The sequence below is a fragment of the Sphingomonas naasensis genome (assembly GCF_004792695.1).
In the GTDB taxonomy this organism is placed as follows: Bacteria; Pseudomonadota; Alphaproteobacteria; order Sphingomonadales; family Sphingomonadaceae; genus Sphingomonas; species Sphingomonas naasensis.
This window is the reverse complement of sequence record NZ_SRXU01000006.1, coordinates 22,424-40,917: the sequence shown is the minus strand read 5'-3', so window position 1 is coordinate 40,917 and position 18,494 is coordinate 22,424. Positions and strand designations below refer to the sequence as shown.

The 18,494-nt window shown below is 66.8% G+C and carries 13 protein-coding genes; 7 read left to right on the top strand and 6 right to left on the bottom strand.

What is annotated here, in order from left to right; translation table 11 throughout:
• Window positions 1-178 precede the first annotated feature (178 nt).
• The 3 genes from E5A74_RS13805 to E5A74_RS13795 are packed head-to-tail and all read left to right on the top strand — an operon-like array spanning window position 179 to window position 3,408.
• Window positions 179-1,081 carry an amidohydrolase family protein gene (locus E5A74_RS13805; protein WP_135985954.1) on the top strand — a complete coding sequence of 301 codons (903 nt, stop codon included), beginning with the start codon at window positions 179-181 and terminating at the stop codon, window positions 1,079-1,081.
• A 9-nt stretch (window positions 1,082-1,090) separates the two neighbouring features.
• Complete coding sequence (locus E5A74_RS13800; protein WP_135985952.1) at window positions 1,091-2,338, top strand: MFS transporter; 1,248 nt, start codon at window positions 1,091-1,093, stop codon at window positions 2,336-2,338.
• A complete protein-coding gene (locus tag E5A74_RS13795) occupies window positions 2,338-3,408 on the top strand; it encodes a glycoside hydrolase family 43 protein (protein WP_135985950.1) in 1,071 nt (356 codons plus the stop codon). Before E5A74_RS13800 ends, E5A74_RS13795 begins: the two co-directional genes overlap by 1 nt.
• 134 nt (window positions 3,409-3,542) lie before the next feature.
• Here the strand turns inward: E5A74_RS13795 and E5A74_RS13790 are convergent, their stop codons facing one another.
• The 4 genes from E5A74_RS13790 to E5A74_RS13775 all read right to left on the bottom strand — a co-directional run bounded on the left by E5A74_RS13790 (window position 3,543) and on the right by E5A74_RS13775 (window position 10,010).
• Window positions 3,543-4,811 carry a BNR repeat-containing protein gene (locus E5A74_RS13790; protein WP_135985948.1) on the bottom strand — a complete coding sequence of 423 codons (1,269 nt, stop codon included), beginning with the start codon at window positions 4,809-4,811 and terminating at the stop codon, window positions 3,543-3,545.
• The gene (locus tag E5A74_RS13785; protein WP_135985946.1) at window positions 4,811-5,968 is read right to left on the bottom strand and encodes a glycoside hydrolase family 88/105 protein; all 1,158 of its coding nucleotides are present in this window, start codon (window positions 5,966-5,968) and stop codon (window positions 4,811-4,813) included. The genes E5A74_RS13790 and E5A74_RS13785 overlap by 1 nt, the downstream gene beginning before the upstream one ends.
• Before the next feature lie 105 nt (window positions 5,969-6,073).
• The gene (locus tag E5A74_RS13780; RefSeq protein ID WP_166745808.1) at window positions 6,074-8,803 is read right to left on the bottom strand and encodes a TonB-dependent receptor; all 2,730 of its coding nucleotides are present in this window, start codon (window positions 8,801-8,803) and stop codon (window positions 6,074-6,076) included.
• 268 nt (window positions 8,804-9,071) lie between these two features.
• Window positions 9,072-10,010: a Gfo/Idh/MocA family protein gene (locus E5A74_RS13775; RefSeq protein WP_135985942.1), complete on the bottom strand. Its 939-nt coding sequence runs from the start codon at window positions 10,008-10,010 to the stop codon at window positions 9,072-9,074.
• 134 nt (window positions 10,011-10,144) lie between these two features.
• Between E5A74_RS13775 and E5A74_RS13770 the strand changes: the two genes are divergently transcribed.
• The 4 genes from E5A74_RS13770 to E5A74_RS13755 are packed head-to-tail and all read left to right on the top strand — an operon-like array spanning window position 10,145 to window position 15,211.
• Entirely contained in the window at window positions 10,145-11,950 is a 1,806-nt protein-coding gene (locus E5A74_RS13770; protein WP_135985940.1) for an IlvD/Edd family dehydratase, read from the top strand.
• A 30-nt stretch (window positions 11,951-11,980) separates the two neighbouring features.
• Entirely contained in the window at window positions 11,981-13,132 is a 1,152-nt protein-coding gene (locus E5A74_RS13765) for an aldose epimerase family protein (protein WP_420822502.1), read from the top strand.
• A gap of 16 nt (window positions 13,133-13,148) precedes the next feature.
• Window positions 13,149-14,294, top strand: coding sequence for a cellulase family glycosylhydrolase (locus E5A74_RS13760; RefSeq protein WP_135985938.1), 1,146 nt, complete (start codon window positions 13,149-13,151; stop codon window positions 14,292-14,294).
• Window positions 14,294-15,211, top strand: coding sequence for a family 43 glycosylhydrolase (locus E5A74_RS13755; RefSeq protein WP_240699810.1), 918 nt, complete (start codon window positions 14,294-14,296; stop codon window positions 15,209-15,211). Before E5A74_RS13760 ends, E5A74_RS13755 begins: the two co-directional genes overlap by 1 nt.
• Before the next feature lie 203 nt (window positions 15,212-15,414).
• On the opposite strand, the gene E5A74_RS13750 is transcribed toward E5A74_RS13755, so the two are convergent.
• Together E5A74_RS13750 and E5A74_RS13745 are read right to left on the bottom strand one after the other, a co-directional pair.
• A complete protein-coding gene (locus E5A74_RS13750; RefSeq protein WP_135986465.1) occupies window positions 15,415-17,265 on the bottom strand; it encodes a methyl-accepting chemotaxis protein in 1,851 nt (616 codons plus the stop codon).
• A gap of 307 nt (window positions 17,266-17,572) precedes the next feature.
• Entirely contained in the window at window positions 17,573-18,319 is a 747-nt protein-coding gene (locus tag E5A74_RS13745; RefSeq protein WP_135985936.1) for a FadR/GntR family transcriptional regulator, read from the bottom strand.
• Window positions 18,320-18,494 lie beyond the last annotated feature (175 nt).

The following is an 18,494-nucleotide window of genomic DNA, read 5'->3' as shown; positions in this document are numbered from 1 at the left end:
CCATATCCTCCCCGAGCTTGCTCGGGGAGGGGGACCATGCGCAGCATGGTGGAGGGGCGCCGCGTAGCGGCGTATTTGCGGAGCGGGCTCCGGCGACTGCGTCGCCGCCCCTCCACCACGCCGCTGCGCGGCGCGGTCCCCCTCCCCCAGGCGAGCTGGGGGAGGAATTGGAGGACCAATGGCGCGCGATCTGCCGTTCATCGATGCCCATGCGCATCTCTGGGACCTCGATCGCATCGCCTATCCCTGGCTGACGCCGCCCTTCGCCGATGACGGCCCCAACGGCAGCGTCGCGCCGATCGCCAGGACCTATCTGCTCGACGATTATCTTGCGGATGCCGAGGGTTGGGACGTGCGCGGCATCGTCCATGTCGATGCCGGCGCCGACGCCAGTGCCGCGCTCGCCGAGACCGCGTGGCTGCAGGGCCTGCACGACGCGCGCGGCATGCCCAATGCGATCGTCGCCTTCGCCGCGCTCGACGATCCCGGCGTCGAGGCGCTGCTCGACGCGCACGCCGCGCACCACGCCGTCCGCGGCATCCGCCATATCGTCAACTGGCATGCCGATCCGCGCCGCAGCTACACGCCGCGCGACGTCACGCAGGACGAAGCCTGGGCGCGCGGCTTCGCCTTGCTCGGCAAATACCAGCTGAGCTTCGATCTCCAGGCCTATCCCGGCCAGTTTCCGGGGCTCGCGAAGCTGATCGCGCAGCACCCCGAAACGCAAATCATCATCAATCACGCCGGCATGGCGGTGCCCGGCGAATGGGAGCAATGGCGCGCCGGCATGGCCGCGCTCGCCGCGCTGCCCAATGTCGCGACCAAGCTCTCGGGAATGGGTTTCACGCACCGGCCATGGAGCGTCGATCAGGCACGGGCCTATATCCTCGAGGCGATCGACCTGTTCGGCACCGATCGCGCGATGTTCGCCAGCGATTTCCCGACCGACAAGCTATTCGGCAGCTTCGCGCAGCATCTCGATGCCTATGACGCGATCACCGCGGACTTCAGCGACGGCGAGCGCCGCGCGCTCTGGGGGCGCAACGCCGACCGCATCTACCGGCTCGGGCTGGATATCTAGGGAGGGAATGTGAGCGAGACGCAGGATCACAAGTGGCGCGATACCATCCTCGCGGGCCTCGCCAATTATATCGATGCGGGCAGCATCGTCGCGGGCTCTGTCGCGCTGGCGCTGTGGAAGGAAATCTACGGGCTTTCCGATAGCTTCATCGGGCTGATCGGCGCGTTCAGCGCCAATGCGATCTCGGCCGGCGTCGGCGCGCTGATCGGCGGCATCCTGTGCGACAAGTTCGGGCGCAAGAAGATCTACCAGTACGACATGCTGTTCTACGCGTTCGGCATGCTCTTCCTGATCTTCGCCTCGCAGCCATGGATGATCGTGCTCGGCTTCGTGCTCGTCGGCCTCGCGGTCGGCGCCGACATCCCCGCCTCATGGTCGCTGATCGCCGAGCAGGCGCCCGACGACCAGCGCGGCGCGCATTCGGGCGTCGCGCAGATGCTCTGGTATCTCGGCCCGGTCGCGGTGCTCGTCGCCGCCTATTTCCTTCAGCCCTGGGGGATCACCGGCATCCGCTGGCTGTTCGCGCACCTCGCCATCCTCGCGATCGCGCTCACCTTCCTGCGCTCGCGGATGCGTGAATCGCAGCGCTGGGAAGAGGCGCAGGCCGAGAGCGCCGGGCAGGCGCTCAGCCAGAACTGGCGCGAGCTGTTCAGCCCGCGCTATCTCGGCGCGATGCTGTTCCTCGCCGCGATGTACGGGCTGTGGAACCTCTGGGCGGGCTATAACGGCTTCTTCACGCCCTATCTGATCGCGCAGAACAATCTGCCGGCATGGACCGCGACGATGCTCCCGGCGAGTTACTTCCTGATCGGGATGATCTCGATCCTGACGATCTTCATGACGCTGTCGGATCGGGTGAACCAGCGGCTGCTGTTCGGCATCTCGGCAGCGATGCACGTCGTCGGCATGGCGCTGCTGGCGATCTTCGGGTTCAAGCTCGAGATCGTCATCCTCCATGTCATCATCATGGGCATCGCCGGCGGCTTCGGCGCGCAGAGCTTCTTCCAGCTCTGGTCGGCCGAGCTCTTCCCGACCGCGATCCGCTCGACCGCGCAGGGCGCCACCTTCGCGATCGTCCGCATCGGGCTCGGCATCTGGAGCCTCGCGGTGCCCACGCTCGCCGCGCACGACTTCACCACGCTGGCATGGATCCTCACCGGCTTCCTCGTCGCCTCGGGGGTGATCGGGCTGATCTGGGCGCCGCGCAACGAAGGCAAGTCGCTCGAGGAGATCGCAGCGGCGCGGGCGGCGGCGTGATGCGGGTAAAGCCGCTGATGGCGGCGCTGGCCGCGCTTGCGGCGGCTCCGGTCGCTGCGCAGCAAAAGCCCGTCGAGGCGTCGCTGCTGCTGCCGCAGATGCAGCTCCACGATCCGTTCATCGTCGCCGACAAGGCGTCGCAGACCTATTATCTGTTCACCCGCAACGAGGCGGCGATGACCGGCGATCGGCGGCTCGGGACGATGGTCTATACCAGCAAGGATCTGAAGCGCTGGACCCGCCCGCGCGTGGTGTTCGCGCTCCCCGAGGGGATCTGGGCCAAGGGCGGCGCCTGGGCGCCCGAAGTCCATGCATGGAAGGGGAAATGGTACCTGTTCACCACCTTCCACGACGAAGCCGCGACGCTGCCGCCCGAGGGCAAGCGCAAGCCCTATCGCCGCGGCACCATCCTCGCGGTCGCCGACAAGGTCGACGGCCCATACCGCGCGGTGCGCAACGGCGAGCCGATCGCGCCGAAGGACCTGATGACGCTCGACGGCACGCTGTACGTCGATACCGCGGGCAAGCCGTGGCTCGTCTATGCGCATGAATGGCTGCAGACCACGGTGGGGACGATCGAGGCGATCCCGCTCAACGACGATCTTTCGGCTGCGGGTGCGCCGCGAGTGCTGTTCCGTGCCAATGAGGCGGGCTGGGCGAAGGGCCAGCGCCAGGCCGATGGCGACAGCGTCTGGGTCACCGACGGCCCCGAATTCCATCGCACCGCCGCCGGCACGCTGGTGATGCTGTGGTCGAGCTATGGCGAGCGCGGCTATGTCCAGGGGATCGCGCGCTCGAAATCGGGCAACCTCGATGGGCCATGGGAGCAGCTCGATCCGCTGGTCCGGCGCGACAGCGGCCACGGCATGCTGTTCCGCGCGTTCGACGGGCGGCTGATGATGGTGCTCCACCGGCCCTTCACCATGGCGCTCGGCAAGCTCTACGAGATGAAGGATGTGGGCGACCGGGTCGAAGTGGTGCGCGAGGCGACCGAGCTCGATCTCGAAGCCTATCCGACTCATCCGTGCGTCCAGCCGCACACGCCGAGCGAGCGTCGGGTGGAGTGCTGAATCCAGATCCTCCCCCGGAGGGGGAGGGGGGACCGCGAAGCGGTGGAGGGGTAGTCGCCGCGAGCGGCGTCGCCCGGTAAGAATACCCCTCCGTCAGCCTGCGGCTGCCACCTCCCCCTCCGGGGGAGGATCGATTACTCCGGCAACGCCAGTCGCAGCACCTGCGGCTCGGGCACGGTTTCGCGCGGCACATCCCGGTTCGCCGGGAGCGTCGGCCAGGCGATGGCGATTCCCGAGGCGTCCTCGAGGGTATTGAGCTGCATCCCCACCGGCACCGCGATCCGTTCCCCCAGCCGTTTCGCCAGCGTCACGCGCGGCCGCTCGCCGATCCGCGCCAGCGTCGCGCCGTCGAGCAGCAGATCGATCGGCTTGCCGTCGCGCACCACCGGCACCACCAGCCTCTTGCCCTCGGCTAGCGGCGCCGCGACGCGCAGCCGGAAGTCGAGCGATCCCATCCCGCCGAAGTCCCAGCGAAAGCCCGGCCAGTCGCTCGCCTGCGCGACTCGCCAGCCCTTGTCCGTCCGCCGCGCGACGAAGACCTGCGTATTTCCTTCGGGGTCGAACTTGTGGAACGCGATCACCGGCCGTCCGGCGGCGTCGAAGCCGATCGGCGTGTTGTTGTTGATCATGCCGCCGCGCGCCGGAACCGGATCGATCACCTCGGCGTCGCCGAGCCGGATCGGCAGGGGCAGGGGCGTGCCGTCCGAACGCTCCCAGCGCAGCAGGTCGCGGCTGCGCGCATAGCTGAGGTCGTGGTTGGTCGCGGCGTCGGGGGTGTCGCGCCACACCCAGGCGAGGTGGAACCAGCCGTCGGCGCCCGCCACCGGGCCGACGAAATAGGCGCTGCGCTTGCCCTCGCCATCGACCAGCGGCGCATCGGTCAGCCGCCGCCACGCGCCGCCGTCGAACGCATTGTAGATCTCGCGCCCACGCCCGCTGCCGCCGTCGCGATAATGGAAGATCAGCCGGCCGCCCGCATCCTTGAGGAATACGGGATAGGTCATGCTCCGCTCGGCGGTGGCGTCGACCATCACCGGCACCCGCGCCAGCGTCCGCACGTCGCCGGCGGTGCCGGTGCGGAAATAGACCAGCGGGTCATTGTGCATATTCGCCGTGACATGGAGCTGGCCGGCCGCGTCGACGGCCATGGCGATGCTGTTGTGGCTGTCCCAGCCGACCCAGCTCGGCAGCTTCGTATAGGTCCACCACGCCGAACCCCGCAGCCGGCTGGCGACGCTCAACTGGCGCGCGGCGTCGTAATAGCCGACATAGACGCGATCCACGGTCACCACGAGCGCGTAGGGGACGTCGTGCCCCGCCCAGACCCGGTCCACCGCCTCGATCTTCTGCGCCGCCGCCGGTGCTGCGCAGACCAGCGCGAGCGGCGCCAGCAGCCGGAGCATCAATCGAGCTTCAGATCGGCGACTGCGCTCGCGGCGAGCAGGAAGGCGCCGACGCCATAATATTGGGTATCGGTGGCAAGCACCTGCTCGGGACGGTCGCTGACTTGCTGGACATAGCCGAGCCGCCCGTCGGGCTGGATCGCGCGGCCCAGTGCCGACCAGCCCTTGCGGATCGCCGGCACATATTCGGCGCGGGGCAAGAGGCCCGCCTTCACGCCCCAAGCGAGGGCATAGGTGAAGAAGCCGGTGCCGCTCGATTCGGGCGGCGAGTCCTCGGCGGCGAGCAGCGAGGGGGCCCAATAGCCGTCGGGCTTCTGCACTGCCTTCACCCTCGCCGCCATCTCGACGAACAGCGCCTCGAGCTTCTTCCGCTCGGGATCGCCCTTGGCCAGCATCGGGATCATCCGCGCGAGCCCGGCGAGGACCCAGCCATTGCCGCGGCTCCAGAACATCTTCCGGCCCTTGGTGTCGCGGCGGTCGAAGAAGCGGCTGTCGCGGTAGAACAGCCGTTCGGCGGGGTCGTAGAGGAAGTTGGTCGTCGCCCAGATCTCGCGCAGCGCATAATCGCGGTAGCGCCGATCGCCGGTCTGGTTCGACAGTTCGAGCATCGCCGGCGGCGCCATGAACAGCGCGTCGCACCAGCACCAGCGCGCGAGGCATTCGGTGGCGCCATAGCCGCCTTTCTCGGGCACGACGAAGGCGAGGGTGACGCGGGGCGCGTTGGCGATCACGTTGTCGAAGACGCGGCGCACCGCCTGCACCGGGGCCCCGCCGGCGCCGTGCTCTGCCGCCCAGAGGTAACTTTGGGTGATCGCGTGATCGTCGGCGAAGAAGGGCAGGCGGCCGGGCTGCCACTGGTTGGCGGCGCCCATCTCGAGGATCGCCTTGCCGATATCTGCCGGCGCGCCGTGATCGGCGAGTGCGGTCATGCCGACCCAGAACGCCGCCTGCTCCCATGCGCGCGGGTTGCCCGTCTCACCGCCGACGCGGGAGATGTGGCTGGTGTCGTGCATTCGCGCGAGCTGCCAGCGTGCGAGGCTGGTCGCCGTGTCGATCGCGGCGCGCGGGCGCGCGTCCGCCGGCACCTGGGCGAGCGCCGCGCCGGGCAGCGCGCCCAGGGCGGCGGCGAGCAGAAGCAATGCGGTGCGCAGCGACATTCGGATCCCCTCTTTTGAGGGGTCATAGCAAAGCCGGGCCTGAAAAGAAGAAGGCCGGAGGACTTGCGTCCTCCGGCCTCCGTCATGCCTTGCTGCGGACTTCGCTCAGAAGCGGAAGCGCACGCCGAGCGAGTAGCTGCGCTCGAGATACAGGATCTGCCGGGCAAAGCTGTCGCCGTCGAGATTGTAGGCGCGATCGCGCTGGAGCGGATTGCCGAGCACGTTCACGATGTCGAAGGCCAGCGTGATGTTCGGGATCGGGGTGATCGAGGTCGAGAAGTCGACCTGGCCGCGGCCCCGCTCGGTAATCGCGTGCGCAGTCGGATCCAGCGCTTCGAGGCTGTAATAGTTCACGAACTTCGAGCGATAATTGTAGGCGAGACGCGCCGAGAATTGCGGCTTCTCGTAGAGCGCGACGAGGTTGTACGACCATTTCGACACACCCGGGAACGGCTGCTGCTCGTTGTTCAGCGTTGCCGCGAAGTTCGGCTGAAGATCGCCCTTGGCATCGATATAGGTGCCGTTGGCCTGGAGCCCGAAGCCCTTCATCCACTCGGGCAGCCCATCGATATCGAGGAAGCTGGTGAAGGTGACTTCCGCGCCCTGCAGGCGGGTCTTGCCGAGATTCACCGGCCGCGCGATGCGCAGACCAGCCTGGCTGCGATCGTCAACCGTGGCGAGGAAGCCCTCGGCATCGTGGCGGAAGACCGCCGCCGTGACCGAGCCCGTCCGCGAGAAATAATATTCGAGGCTCACGTCGTAGTTCTTCGAGCTCAGCGGCTTCAGGTCGGGGTTACCGGCCGAACCGCCGCGGCGCAGGCGCTCGACGCAGACTGCCGAGCTGGCGTTCGCGGGATCGAGGCAGGTGTCGCCCGGCGCGAGGATGACCGGCTGGCCCAGCGAGGTGTTCGGACGAAGATCGAAGAAGTTCGGTCGGGTACGCGTCTTGGTGAAGGCGAGACGCGCCTGGAGCTTATCGGTGAGGCCGATACGCGCGCTGACGTTGGGCAGATAGTCGGTATATTCGCTCTCGGCGCTGATCGCCGGGAACGTGACCGCGCCGCCGGTTGCCTCGACACGCGAGAAGCCGTCGATGTTCAGCTTGGTCTTGACGGCGCGCAGACCGACCAGGCCGTCCACCACCGTACCGCCGAGATCGAAGCCGTACTTGATCTGCCCATAGGCAGTGTAGGTCTTCTCGTTGGCGCGGAAATTTTCGGCCGGATTATAGGGAGGCATACCAGCCGGCACCCCGAAGAACGTGCGCAGCTCGGTGATGCTGTCACGGATGCTGTCGCGCGTCGGCGTGGCGAAGAAGACGTTCGGCTGGACGTTGTTGAACTGGAAGCCGGGCTGGGTCGAACGCACGTCGAGCCCGGGCAGCGACGTCAGCGGAACGCGGGCGCCCTCGTTGTTGATGTAGAGGTTGCCGAGGTCGCGGCCGGCCTTGCGGTTGGTGTAGCGCAGGCCGACGTCGATCCGCTTCAGGAAGCCGAGGTCGAGATCGTAGGACAGGTCGGTGCGTGCCTGCCAGTCCTTGCCGTTGACCTTCAGCCGCTCCTGCCAGAGGCCGCGGCTGATATAGTTGGCGGGATCGTTGATGTTGAAGTTGACGAAGGTCTGGGTCGGGCCGCCGTCATGCGCGGCGTCGAACACGACATTGCGCACCGGCGAGCTCGCCATCGCATAGTCGACGTTCATCACGCTGGTGTGATACTCGCTCTGGGTATAGGCGACGTCGGCCGAGAGCCGCAGCCGGTCCCGCGTCCAGATCAGGCCGCCGCCGCCCTGATAGGTGTCGGTATGGCCGTTGAACGATCCGGCATAGCCGTCCGGGCGGACGGCGTTGGTGACGGTCATCGACGAGATCTGGTTGGTGCCGGGGATCTTCTCGATGTTCGACAGCGTCATGCCGCCGAAGATCGGGATGAACATCCAGCGATTGTAATCCTCCGAACGGAAGCCCTGGAACAAGCCGTCGGCATAGATCTCGAGCTCGGGGGTCGGCTTCCACTGGAAGGCGGCGTTGACCGACGGGCGCCAGCGCTTGCCATAGCCGAGGAAGTTGCCCTGTGCGTCGGGGAAGCGCAGGCCGGCATTGCCCGGCGCGTTGACTGCGTCGGTCGTGCCGATCACCAGCGACTGCTCGCGGGTCGAATCGAGGAACTCGATGCCGACATAGGAAGCGTTCACCAGCAGGCCCATCTCGCCGATGCCGGTGTTCCAGCGATCGCTGATCAGCAAATTGCCGTTCGGGGCTTCGCGCTGCGCCTGCTCCGAATGGACATAGTTGAGCGAGCCCGACAGCTCGAAGCCGTCAAAGTCGAACGGCTTGCGGCCGCGAACGTTGACCGCGCCGGCGATGCCGCCTTCGATCTGGTTCGCCATGCCCGACTTGTAGACCTCCAGCGCGGCGACGGTGCCGGCGGGGAAGTCCTGGATCTGCACGTAGCGGCCTTCGGCGGTGAAGATGTCGCGGCCATTATAGGTGGTGGTCAGATTGGGCAGACCGCGGACGGTGACGCCCGCCGATTCACCGCCCCCGCGGGTGACGTTGACGCCGGGAACGCGCTGGAGCGCCGACGAGGCGAAGGTATCGGGCAGCTTGCCGATGTCCTCGGCGACGATCGCGTCGACGATGCCTTCGGACTCGCGCTTGATCCGCTGCGAAGTCTCGAGGCTGCGACGCAGACCGGTGACGACGATGTCTTCTTCCTGCGCCGTGGTGTCGGCTGCGGTGGCCGCGGCATCCTGCGCGGCGGTCGTTGCGTCGGTCTGGGCGAAAGCCGGTGCGGCCCCCGCCAGCAGGACGAGTGAAGTAGAAGCAAGAATCATGGATTTCAGGCGCATCGCGCGTACCTCCCCTTGGCGAATTCCGAGCAGGACTCTTGGCGAGCCTCTCTGTCAGGTTGCGGCTAGCAGCCGCGTCGGGACACTGACAAGTGATTAATCATATCAATAAGACGGCGCGCGCGAATAGTCTGACAGCGTGGCGCGAAGGACACAGTGTGGACACACTATGGGAGTTGCCGCGCCCGGCATCTTGGATCGTGGCGCGCGCCGCGGGCCGGCGCAATCTTGTGAGACCGGCCCGCGAAAATGGCTAGAAAGCGAAGGGCGCGGTCACCCGGCGCTCGGCCATCATGAAGGCGTCGGCGACGATCTGCAGCGGGCGGACGTCGACATCGCTCTCGCCCGAGGCGACCAGCTCGGCGAAGCGCGCATAGAGCCGTGGATATTCGCGGTCGGGCGCCTTTTGCTCCTCGCCGCCGGGAAGCTGCAGGATGCTGCCGCCCAGTCCGAGCCGCAGCGTGCCGGCGTCGGTGTCGATCTCGATGTCCCAGGTCTGCGGGCCGGTCTGGAGAAAGTCGAACACCACGTCGACCCGGGCATTGCCGCTGCGCATCTCGAGTTCGGCGGCGAGCGGCGAGGCGCGGCCTTCGGGCACTTCCATCCACGCCGATTTGAGCAGCATCGGCTCGGGCAGGATCTTGGTCGCGATCGACAGCGCGTTGATGCCCGGATCGAACACGCCGAAGCCGCCCGCGGCGAGGATCCATTCCTGCCCGGGATGCCAGCGGCGAATGTCCTCGCGCCACGTGATGCGCACCGCGTCGATGCGCTTGCCCTGCAGCCATGCCTTGGCGGGCTCGACCCCGGCCGCCTCGCGCGAATGCCAAGTGGTGAACAGCACGACGCCCTTCGCGCTGGCCCGCGCGGCGAGCGCGGCGATCTCGGTCAGCGTCGTCGCCGGCGGCTTTTCGAGCATGACGTGAAGCCCTGCGTCGATCGCGGTGATCGCCTGTTCGTAACGGCCGTCGGGCGGAGTGCAGAGCGAGACCGCGTCGAGATCGTGCCCGCCCGCGATCATCGTGCCGATGTCGTGATAGCCGGGCACGCCGTCGAGCGTCGCGTGGCGGCTCGCGGTCGCCGCCAGTTCGAATCGGCCGTCCGCCGCCAGCGCGGGGAGATGCTGGTCGCGCGCGATCTTGCCGATCCCCACCAATCCCAGCTTTATCCGCCGCGTCCCGCTCTCCGCCATCCTCAAACTTCCTTTTATAAGATATATATGCTCTTCCTATTGCGGCGCACTGCCGGTATCAAGCCCGCACGGCGCTGCCGGGGCCAACAAAAAGCGGCGCCGCTGTTAAAGCATTACCCCCACCGGAGAGGTGAATGAGCGACGCGGAATCTGGTTCGAATGGCGGTCGTCCGCCCCTGCGGTCGCGTGCATGGTTCGATAACCCCGCCAATCCCGACATGACCGCGCTCTATGTCGAGCGCTATCTCAATTTCGGCATCAGCCTCGAGGAGATCCAGTCGGGCAAGCCGATCATCGGCATCGCCCAGACCGGCAGCGATCTCGCGCCGTGCAACCGGCACCATCTCGAGCTCGCCAAGCGCGTCAAGGAAGGCATTCGCGAGGCCGGCGGCATCGCGCTCGAATTCGGCACGCATCCGATCCAGGAGACCGGCAAGCGCCCGACCGCGGGGCTCGATCGCAACCTGCAATATCTCAGCCTCGTCGAGGCGGTCTACGGCTATCCGATGGACGGCGTCGTCTTCACCATCGGCTGCGACAAGACCACGCCCGCCTGCCTGATGGCCGCCGCCACGGTGAACATCCCGTCGATCGCGCTGTCGGTCGGCCCGATGCTCAACGGCTGGTTCAAGGGCGAGCGCACCGGCTCGGGGACGATCGTCTGGAAGGCGCGCGAGATGCTCGCCGCGGGCGAGATCGACTATCAGGGCTTCATCAAGCTCGTCGCCTCGTCGGCGCCGTCGACCGGCTGGTGCAACACGATGGGCACCGCGACGACGATGAACTCGCTGTGCGAGGCGCTCGGCATGTCGCTGCCCGGCTCGGCCGCGATCCCCGCGCCCTATCGCGACCGGCAGGAGAACGCCTATCGCACCGGTCTGCAGATCGTCGAGATGGTCCATGCCGACCGCAAGCCGTCGGACATTCTGACCCGCACCGCCTTCCTCAACGCGATCCGGGTCAATTCGGCGATCGGCGGTTCGACCAACGCGCCGATCCATCTGAACGCGATCGCCCGCCATATCGGCGTCGAGCTCAGCCTCGCCGACTGGGAAGAACATGGCGCCGATGTGCCGCTGGTGGTCAATCTCCAGCCTGCCGGCAAATATCTCGGTGAGGATTTCTACCGCGCCGGCGGGGTGCCGGTGGTGATGGGGCAGCTGCTCCGCGCCGGGATGATCGACGGCAGCGCGCTCACCGCCAACGGCCGGACGGTTGCCGACAATGTCGGCGGTGCCGAATGCGAGGATCCCGACGTGATCTTCCCGCTCGACGCGCCGATGAAGCCTGCCGCGGGCCTTACGGTCCTGTCGGGCAATCTGTTCGACAATGCCGTGATGAAGCTCAGCGTGATCTCGGACGAGTTCCGCGCGCGCTATCTCTCGAAGCCGGGCGACCCCGATGCTTTCGAGGGCAAGGCAGTCGTGTTCGACGGGCCCGAGGATTATCACCACCGTATCGACGATCCGGCGCTCGGCATCGACGAGAACACGATCCTGATCATGCGCGGGGCGGGGCCGGTCGGCTATCCGGGCGGCGCCGAGGTGGTCAACATGCGCCCGCCCGTCGCGTTGATCCGCGCCGGCGTCCATGCGCTGCCGTGCCTCGGCGATGGCCGCCAGTCGGGCACCAGCGGCTCGCCGTCGATCCTCAACGCCGCGCCCGAGGCAGCGGTCGGCGGCGGGCTCGCGCTCGTCCAGACCGGCGACCGGATCCGCATCGATCTCAACAAGCGCACGGCCGACGTGCTGGTCGACGATGCCGAGCTCGCCCGCCGGCGCGCGGCGCTCGACATCGATTATGTGCCCGAAGCGCAGACGCCGTGGCAGGAGATCCACCGCAAGCTCGTCGGCCAGTTCGATACGGGCGCGGTGTTCGAGGATGCCGTCAAGTTCCAGCGCATTGCCCAGACCCGCGGCATTCCGCGCGACAGCCATTAATCAGAACAAGCTTGGGAGGAGAGAGAGACAATGAAGACGATGATAGCGCTGGGAGTAATCGCCGCCATGGCAATCGCCGCCCCCGCCGCCGATGCCGCCACCGCGAAGCGCGGCAGCTTCGGCAAGCTGCCCGACGGCCGCACGGTCGAATCGGTGCTGCTCACCAACAATCGCGGCGTCTCGGCGAACATCATCGCCTATGGCGCGTCGATCCAGTCGCTCGTCCTGCCCGATCGCGCCGGCAAGAAGGCCGATATCGCGCTCGGCCATGACAGCATGGAGGGCTATCTCAAATTCCCGAACTTCATCGGCGCCACCGTCGGCCGCTTCGCCAATCGCATCGATGGCGGCCGTTTCACGCTGAACGGCCACCAGTATCAGACGCCGCTAAACGACAGCACCAATTCGCTCCATGGCGGCTCGATGGGCTTCGACAAGGTGCTGTGGGAAGTCGTCTCGGTCAAGAACGGCCCGACCGCGTCGGTGACGCTGCGCTATGTCAGCCCCGACGGCGATCAGGGCTATCCCGGCACGCTCACGGTCGACGCCACCTACTCGCTCGACGAAGCCAACAATCTGACGATCGAGTACACCGCGACCACCGACAAGGAGACGATCGTCAACATCTCCAACCACGCCTATTGGAATCTCTCGGGCGAGGGCGCGGCCAACGGCGCGATGGGGCATGTCGTCACCATCCCGGCCAAGACCTACACCCCGGTCAACGAGACGCTGATCCCGACCGGCGAGTTCCGCCCGGTCGCCGGCACGGTGTTCGACTTCACCCGGCCGCGCGTGATCAACGATCGCGTCCGCGATGCCCGCGACAAGCAGATCGTCTATGGCCGCGGCTATGATCACAATTGGGTGATCGGCAGCAAGGTCACCGCGACCCAGCATCTGATGGCGCGCGTCCAGGATCCGGCCTCGGGCCGCAGCTACGAGCTTTGGTCGAACCAGCCCGGCCTGCAATTCTATTCGGGCAATTTCCTCAACGGCACCTTCTCGGGCAAGGCGAAGAAGATCTATCGCGGCGGCGACGCGATCGTGATGGAGCCGCAGATCTTCCCCGATGCGATCAACCAGAAGGGCTTCCCCGAGGCGCGCCTCCAGCCCGGCCAGACCTATCGCAACGTGATGACCTACAAGTTCAGCAGCGGCGCGACCGCGGCCAAGCGCTGATCCGGGGAGAGAATAGATGATTCGTCGTACTTTGCTTCTCTCGGCGACGGCGCTCGCCCTCGTCGCAGGCGTCTCGCCCGCCAGCGCGCGCGACCAGTGGACCAAGGCGCAGGCCAATAAATGGCATGCGACCCAGCCCTGGCAGGTCGGTGCCAACTACACGCCGGCCACCGCGATCAACCAGCTCGAGATGTTCCAGGCCGAGACCTGGGATCCGCAGCGCATCGATCTCGAGCTGGGCTGGGCCGAGGCGATGGGCATGAACGTGATGCGGGTGAACCTGCATCATTTGCTCTGGGAAACCGACGCCGCCGGTCTCAAGCGCCGCATGGACGAGTTCATGACGATCGCGTCGAAGCACAAGATCAAGACCTTGTGGATCTTCTTCGACAGCTGCTGGGATCCCAATCCCGTCGCCGGCCCGCAGCATCCGCCGATTCCGGGGGTGCACAATTCGGGCTCGGTGCAGTCGCCGGGCGCCGATCGCCTCAAGGACGCGTCGCAATATGGCAAGCTGGAAGCCTATGTGAAGGACGTCGTCACCACCTTCGCCAACGACGATCGCGTCGTCGGCTGGGACGTGTGGAACGAGCCGAACAACGGTGGCGGCGGCAACTACAAGCCGACGCCGGACAAGAACAAGTACGTCGCGCTTCTGCTGCCGCGCTTCTTCGCCGCGGCGCGCAGCGCGAACCCGATCCAGCCGCTCACTTCGGGCGTGTGGATCGGCGAGCATTGGGACGACATCGACCGCGTCGACGCGGTCGAGAAGATCCAGCTGCGCGAGTCCGACGTGCTCAGCTTCCACGATTACAGCTGGGCCGAGACCTTCGAGAAGCGCGCCAAGCAGATGCTCAGCTATGGCCGTCCGGTCTGGTGCACGGAGTATATGGCGCGCGGCAACGGCTCGACGTTCGACAACAGCCTGCCGCTCGGCAAGAAGTACAACATCGCGATGTACAATTGGGGTTTCGTCGACGGGAAGATGCAGACGCGCTTCCCGTGGGACAGCTGGAAGAAGCCCTATACCTTCGAGGAGCCGACGATCTGGTTCCACGACATCCTGCACTATGACGGCAAGCCCTATCGGCAGGCCGAGGTCGATCTGATCAAGCGTCTGGCGTCTGCGCCCAAGGGCGTGGTGCCGGCGTCGGGCAAATAATGCGCGGCGCGATGCTGCTCGCGGTGCTGCTGGCGGTACTCCCGCCGGCAGCGTCCGCGCAGGAGGTCAAGTCGGTGTTCGCCGGCGCCGACCCCGACATCGCCTTCGCCGAGGACCGCTACTGGATCTACCCGACCGGGGGCGACGGGCTCTCGGTCTGGTCGTCGCCCGACAAGGCCAAATGGACCAGGGGCGAGACGCTGATCCGCCTCAGGGACATCGCCTGGGCCGATGATGATCGCGCCCCGCGGCATTTCCTCTGGGCGCCCGACATGGTCGCGGCGAATGGCGGCTGGTATTTCTATTATTCGGTCGGCCCGCAAAACCCGACCCCCAGCCGCATCGGCGTGGCGGTGTGCAAGGGGCCGGCGGGCCCCTGCACCGACAGCGGCAAGCCGCTGGTCACCGGCGGCAAGGGCTTCGAGGCGATCGACCCCGCGGTGTTCGTCGATCCGAAAACGAGGATTCCCTATCTCTATGCCGGCGGCAGCGCCGGCGCGACGCTGCGCGTCTGGGCGCTCAAGCCCGACATGGTCAGCATCGATCATGAAGTGAAGGTCGATACCCCGCCCAATTTCACCGAGGGCGCCTTCATGCATTATCGCAAGGGGATCTATTATCTGTCCTGGTCGGCCGGGCAGTGGAACGCGTCGAACTATCAGGTCCATTATGCCGTGGCGCTCTCGCCGACCGGCCCGTGGCGCTATGGCGGGCCGCTGCTGGTCGGCGACACGCGCTATCGGGGGCCCGGCCATCACGCCTTCTTCGAGGATCCGAAGGACGGCAAATGGTACATCGCCTATCATCGCTGGGAAGGGCAGACCGGCAACGGCCCCTATCAGGGCGAGCGCCGCATCGCGATCCAGCCGATCGAATATCGCGCCGACGGCGTGATCGAGACGATCAGGATGCGCTGACATTTGGATCCTCCCTCGCGAAGCGGGGGAGGTGGCGCCGAAGGCGACGGAGGGGGTCTCTCCTCAGATGAGGGCGCTTGGGGAGAGACCCCCTCCGTCATGCTGCGCATGCCACCTCCCCCGGTTCCCGAGGGAGGATCTCGAGACAATAAAAAGGGCGCCGCGGGCTGGCCGCGACGCCCTTTATCGTTGGTCGGCGGGTTTTAGAACGACGCCCAGTCGTCCCCGCCGCTGCTGGCCATCGCGGTGACGGGCAGCGCCTTGACGGGCGAGACATAGCCGCTCGACTTCGCGGCCGGGCGGGCCGGGGCGCTGGCGCGGATCGTCACCGGACGCGACGCATTGCCGACGTTGAACTTCGACGCCTGCTCGCTGAGCGCGGCGACCTCGCTCGACAGGTTGCGCGCGGCGGCCGAGGTCTCTTCGACCATCGCGGCGTTCTGCTGGGTCGACTGGTCCATCGTCCCGATCGCAACCGAGATCTGGGTGATCGCAGTCGACTGGGCCTGGTTGTCGGTGGCCATCTGGTTGAGCAGCGCATGGACCTCGCCGACGTCGCCCGAGATGTTGGCGAGCGCGCCGTCGACCTTCTGGACCATCTCCACCGCTGCGACGATGTCGGTCTGGGTGGCGGTGAGCTGGTCGCGGGCGCGGCCGGCTTCCTCTTCGGCGCGCATCGCGAGCGCCGAGACGAGGTCGGCAACGACCGCGAAGCCACGGCCTGCTTCACCGGCGCGACCGGCCTCGACCGCGGCGTTCATCGCGAGAACGCGGGTCTGGAAGGCGATCTTGTCGAGCCCCTCGATCACGCTGTCGATGCCCTTGGCCGAATCCGCGACGCGGGTCATTGCCTGCACCGCCTCGTCGGCGATGGTGCGGCCGCCCGCGACGGTGGCGATCGCGCCGTCGGCGCGTTCGACGGTGCTGCTCGCCGAGTTGGCGGTCGCCTTGAGGCGGCCGTCCATCTGGGTCACCGCGGCCGAAGTCTCCTCGAGGCTCGCGGCATTGGCTTCGGTGCGACGCGCGAGGTCCTCCGAGGCCTGGGCGATCTCGCCCGAGCCGGTGCGGATCGTCGCGGCGCTTTCCATCACGGTGCCGATCAGGCTGCGCAGCTCGTTCACCGCGGCGTTGAAGTTGACCTTCACCGACTCATAGGAAGGCGAGAAGGCTTCGGTGATCTCGCTGGTCAGGTCGCCCTGCGCCAGCTTGCCGAGATTGGTCTCGAGCGTGTCGACCACCCGCTGCTGCTCGGCGTCGGCGATCCGCTTGGCGGCATCGGACTTTTCCTTCTCGACCGCCTGCTCGCGGAAGACCAGCACGGCCTTGGCCATGTCGCCGATCTCGTCGCCGCGATCGGTGGCGGGCACGTCGACCTTGTTGTCGCCGCTGGCGAGCGTCTTCATCACGCCGGTCATCTGCGCGACGGGGGTGGCGATGCCGCGCGACAGCAGCCAGCCGAACAGCACCGAAGCCGCGAGCGCGAACACGCCGCCGAGCCAGATCGCCCATTTGGCCGATCCGACCGCTGCGTCCTCGGTGACGATGCGCTGCTGGACGCGCTCTTCCTGGACCTTGGCGATGTCCTTGATCAGCGGGCGGATCTCGCCGAGCATCTTGACGCCCGAGAGCTCGCCGGCCTGACCGCGGGTCGCCGGATTGCGCGCCAGCTCGATGATGTGATCGAGCTTGCCGCGCAGCTCCTGAACGTTGGCGGCGAGCTGTTCGACGCGCGCATGCTGCTCGTCCGAGGTCGAGAATTTCTTGAACTCGGCGACCGTGTCGCTGAATTTCTCGCCATTCTCCTGATAGGTTTTGAAGAATTCGTCCTTGCCGAGGATGGCGAAGCCGCGCGCGGCGTTCTGCTGCTCGAGCACGCCGGTCAGCAACTTCTGGCTGATCTCGAGCGCGCGCAGCGATTGCTCCTTCTCGTCGGCCGCGGTGGCGAGCGCCGACAGATTGAAGAAGACGATCGTGCCGACGCCGGCGAAGATCACGATCAACGCGGCGAAGGCCCCGGCCAGCTTTCGGGAGATGGGGAGATTCTGCAACGACATCATAGGCTCCAGTAACAAGTGCGCCGGCAGGCCCCGCCAAAGACGAAGCGCTCGCGAACCCACCCCAGGCGGGGCTCGGCGTACCGGTATCTCTGTCATCATAGGAGGCGCGCAGAGGGGCGAGGCGCCTTCGTGCCGATAAACCAGCGACTTATCCCGCGGCCATGCGGTGTGTCTGGAATATTTCTGTTTATTTTCGGTGGCTTATATCGATGGTATAAGAGACCTGAATTTTTTGGCCGGAGCGCCTCGCCGGTCGCCCGATTGCCGGCCGCCGCCGCGATCGCGCGCCGCAGCCGCGCCGGATTCAGCCCTTGGCCTCGCTCGCCTCGACATCGTCGATCAGGTCGAGCACGTCGCCGATCAGCGCGCGCATCGCGGCGCGGGCGCCTTCGGCATCGTGCGCCGCGATCGCGTCGCGCACCGCGGCGTGATCGGCGACGTTGGCGGTGCGGCCCTTGAGCCGATTGGTGAAGCGGATCGAGGTGCGGAGCGCGGTGCCCACCACGTCGCGGAACTGCGCGTAGAAGGGATTGCCCGACGCGCGCAGGATCGCGACGTGGAAGGCGATATCGGCCTCGAGCGTGTCGTCATTGCCCTGCTCGGCCAATTCCATCCGCTCGAGCCCCTGGCTGATCCGCGCCAGCTCGTCGGGGGTGCCGACGCGCGCCGCCAGTGCCGCGGCCTCGGGCTCGATCGCGACGCGCAGCTGATTGAACTGGCGGAGCAGATCGACCGAGAATTGGCGCTCGAGCAGCCAGCGCAGCACATCGGTGTCGAACAGGTTCCAGTTGGTCGCGGGCTGCACCACCGTGCCTTGGCGCGGCCGCGCGCTCAGCAGGCCCTTGGCGGTGAGCATCTTGACTGCCTCGCGCGTCACCGATCGGCTCACGCCGTGCTGCTTGGCGAGCTCGGCCTCGGTGGGAAAGGGCTCACGCTCGTAGCGCCCGGTGACGATCGCGCGGCCGAGACTGTCGAGCATCCCGTAGGTGAGGTTGCGACCCAGCTGGGGCCGTGCATCCTCCACGCCCAGTTCCGGATAGTTGTTCGCCATGGCTCCCGCCCCTTGATGTGCCCCGACAACGATGTCAGGACCCTCTCCACGTCATTCGTTCCGCATACGTTAGCGGAGTGGTGGCGCTGGACAAGTCCAATAAATAAGATAAATGAACCAACAGCGCCGGGTCAGGCGCACGGGGCGGGCACGAGAGCGCAGCATCAGCGCCGGT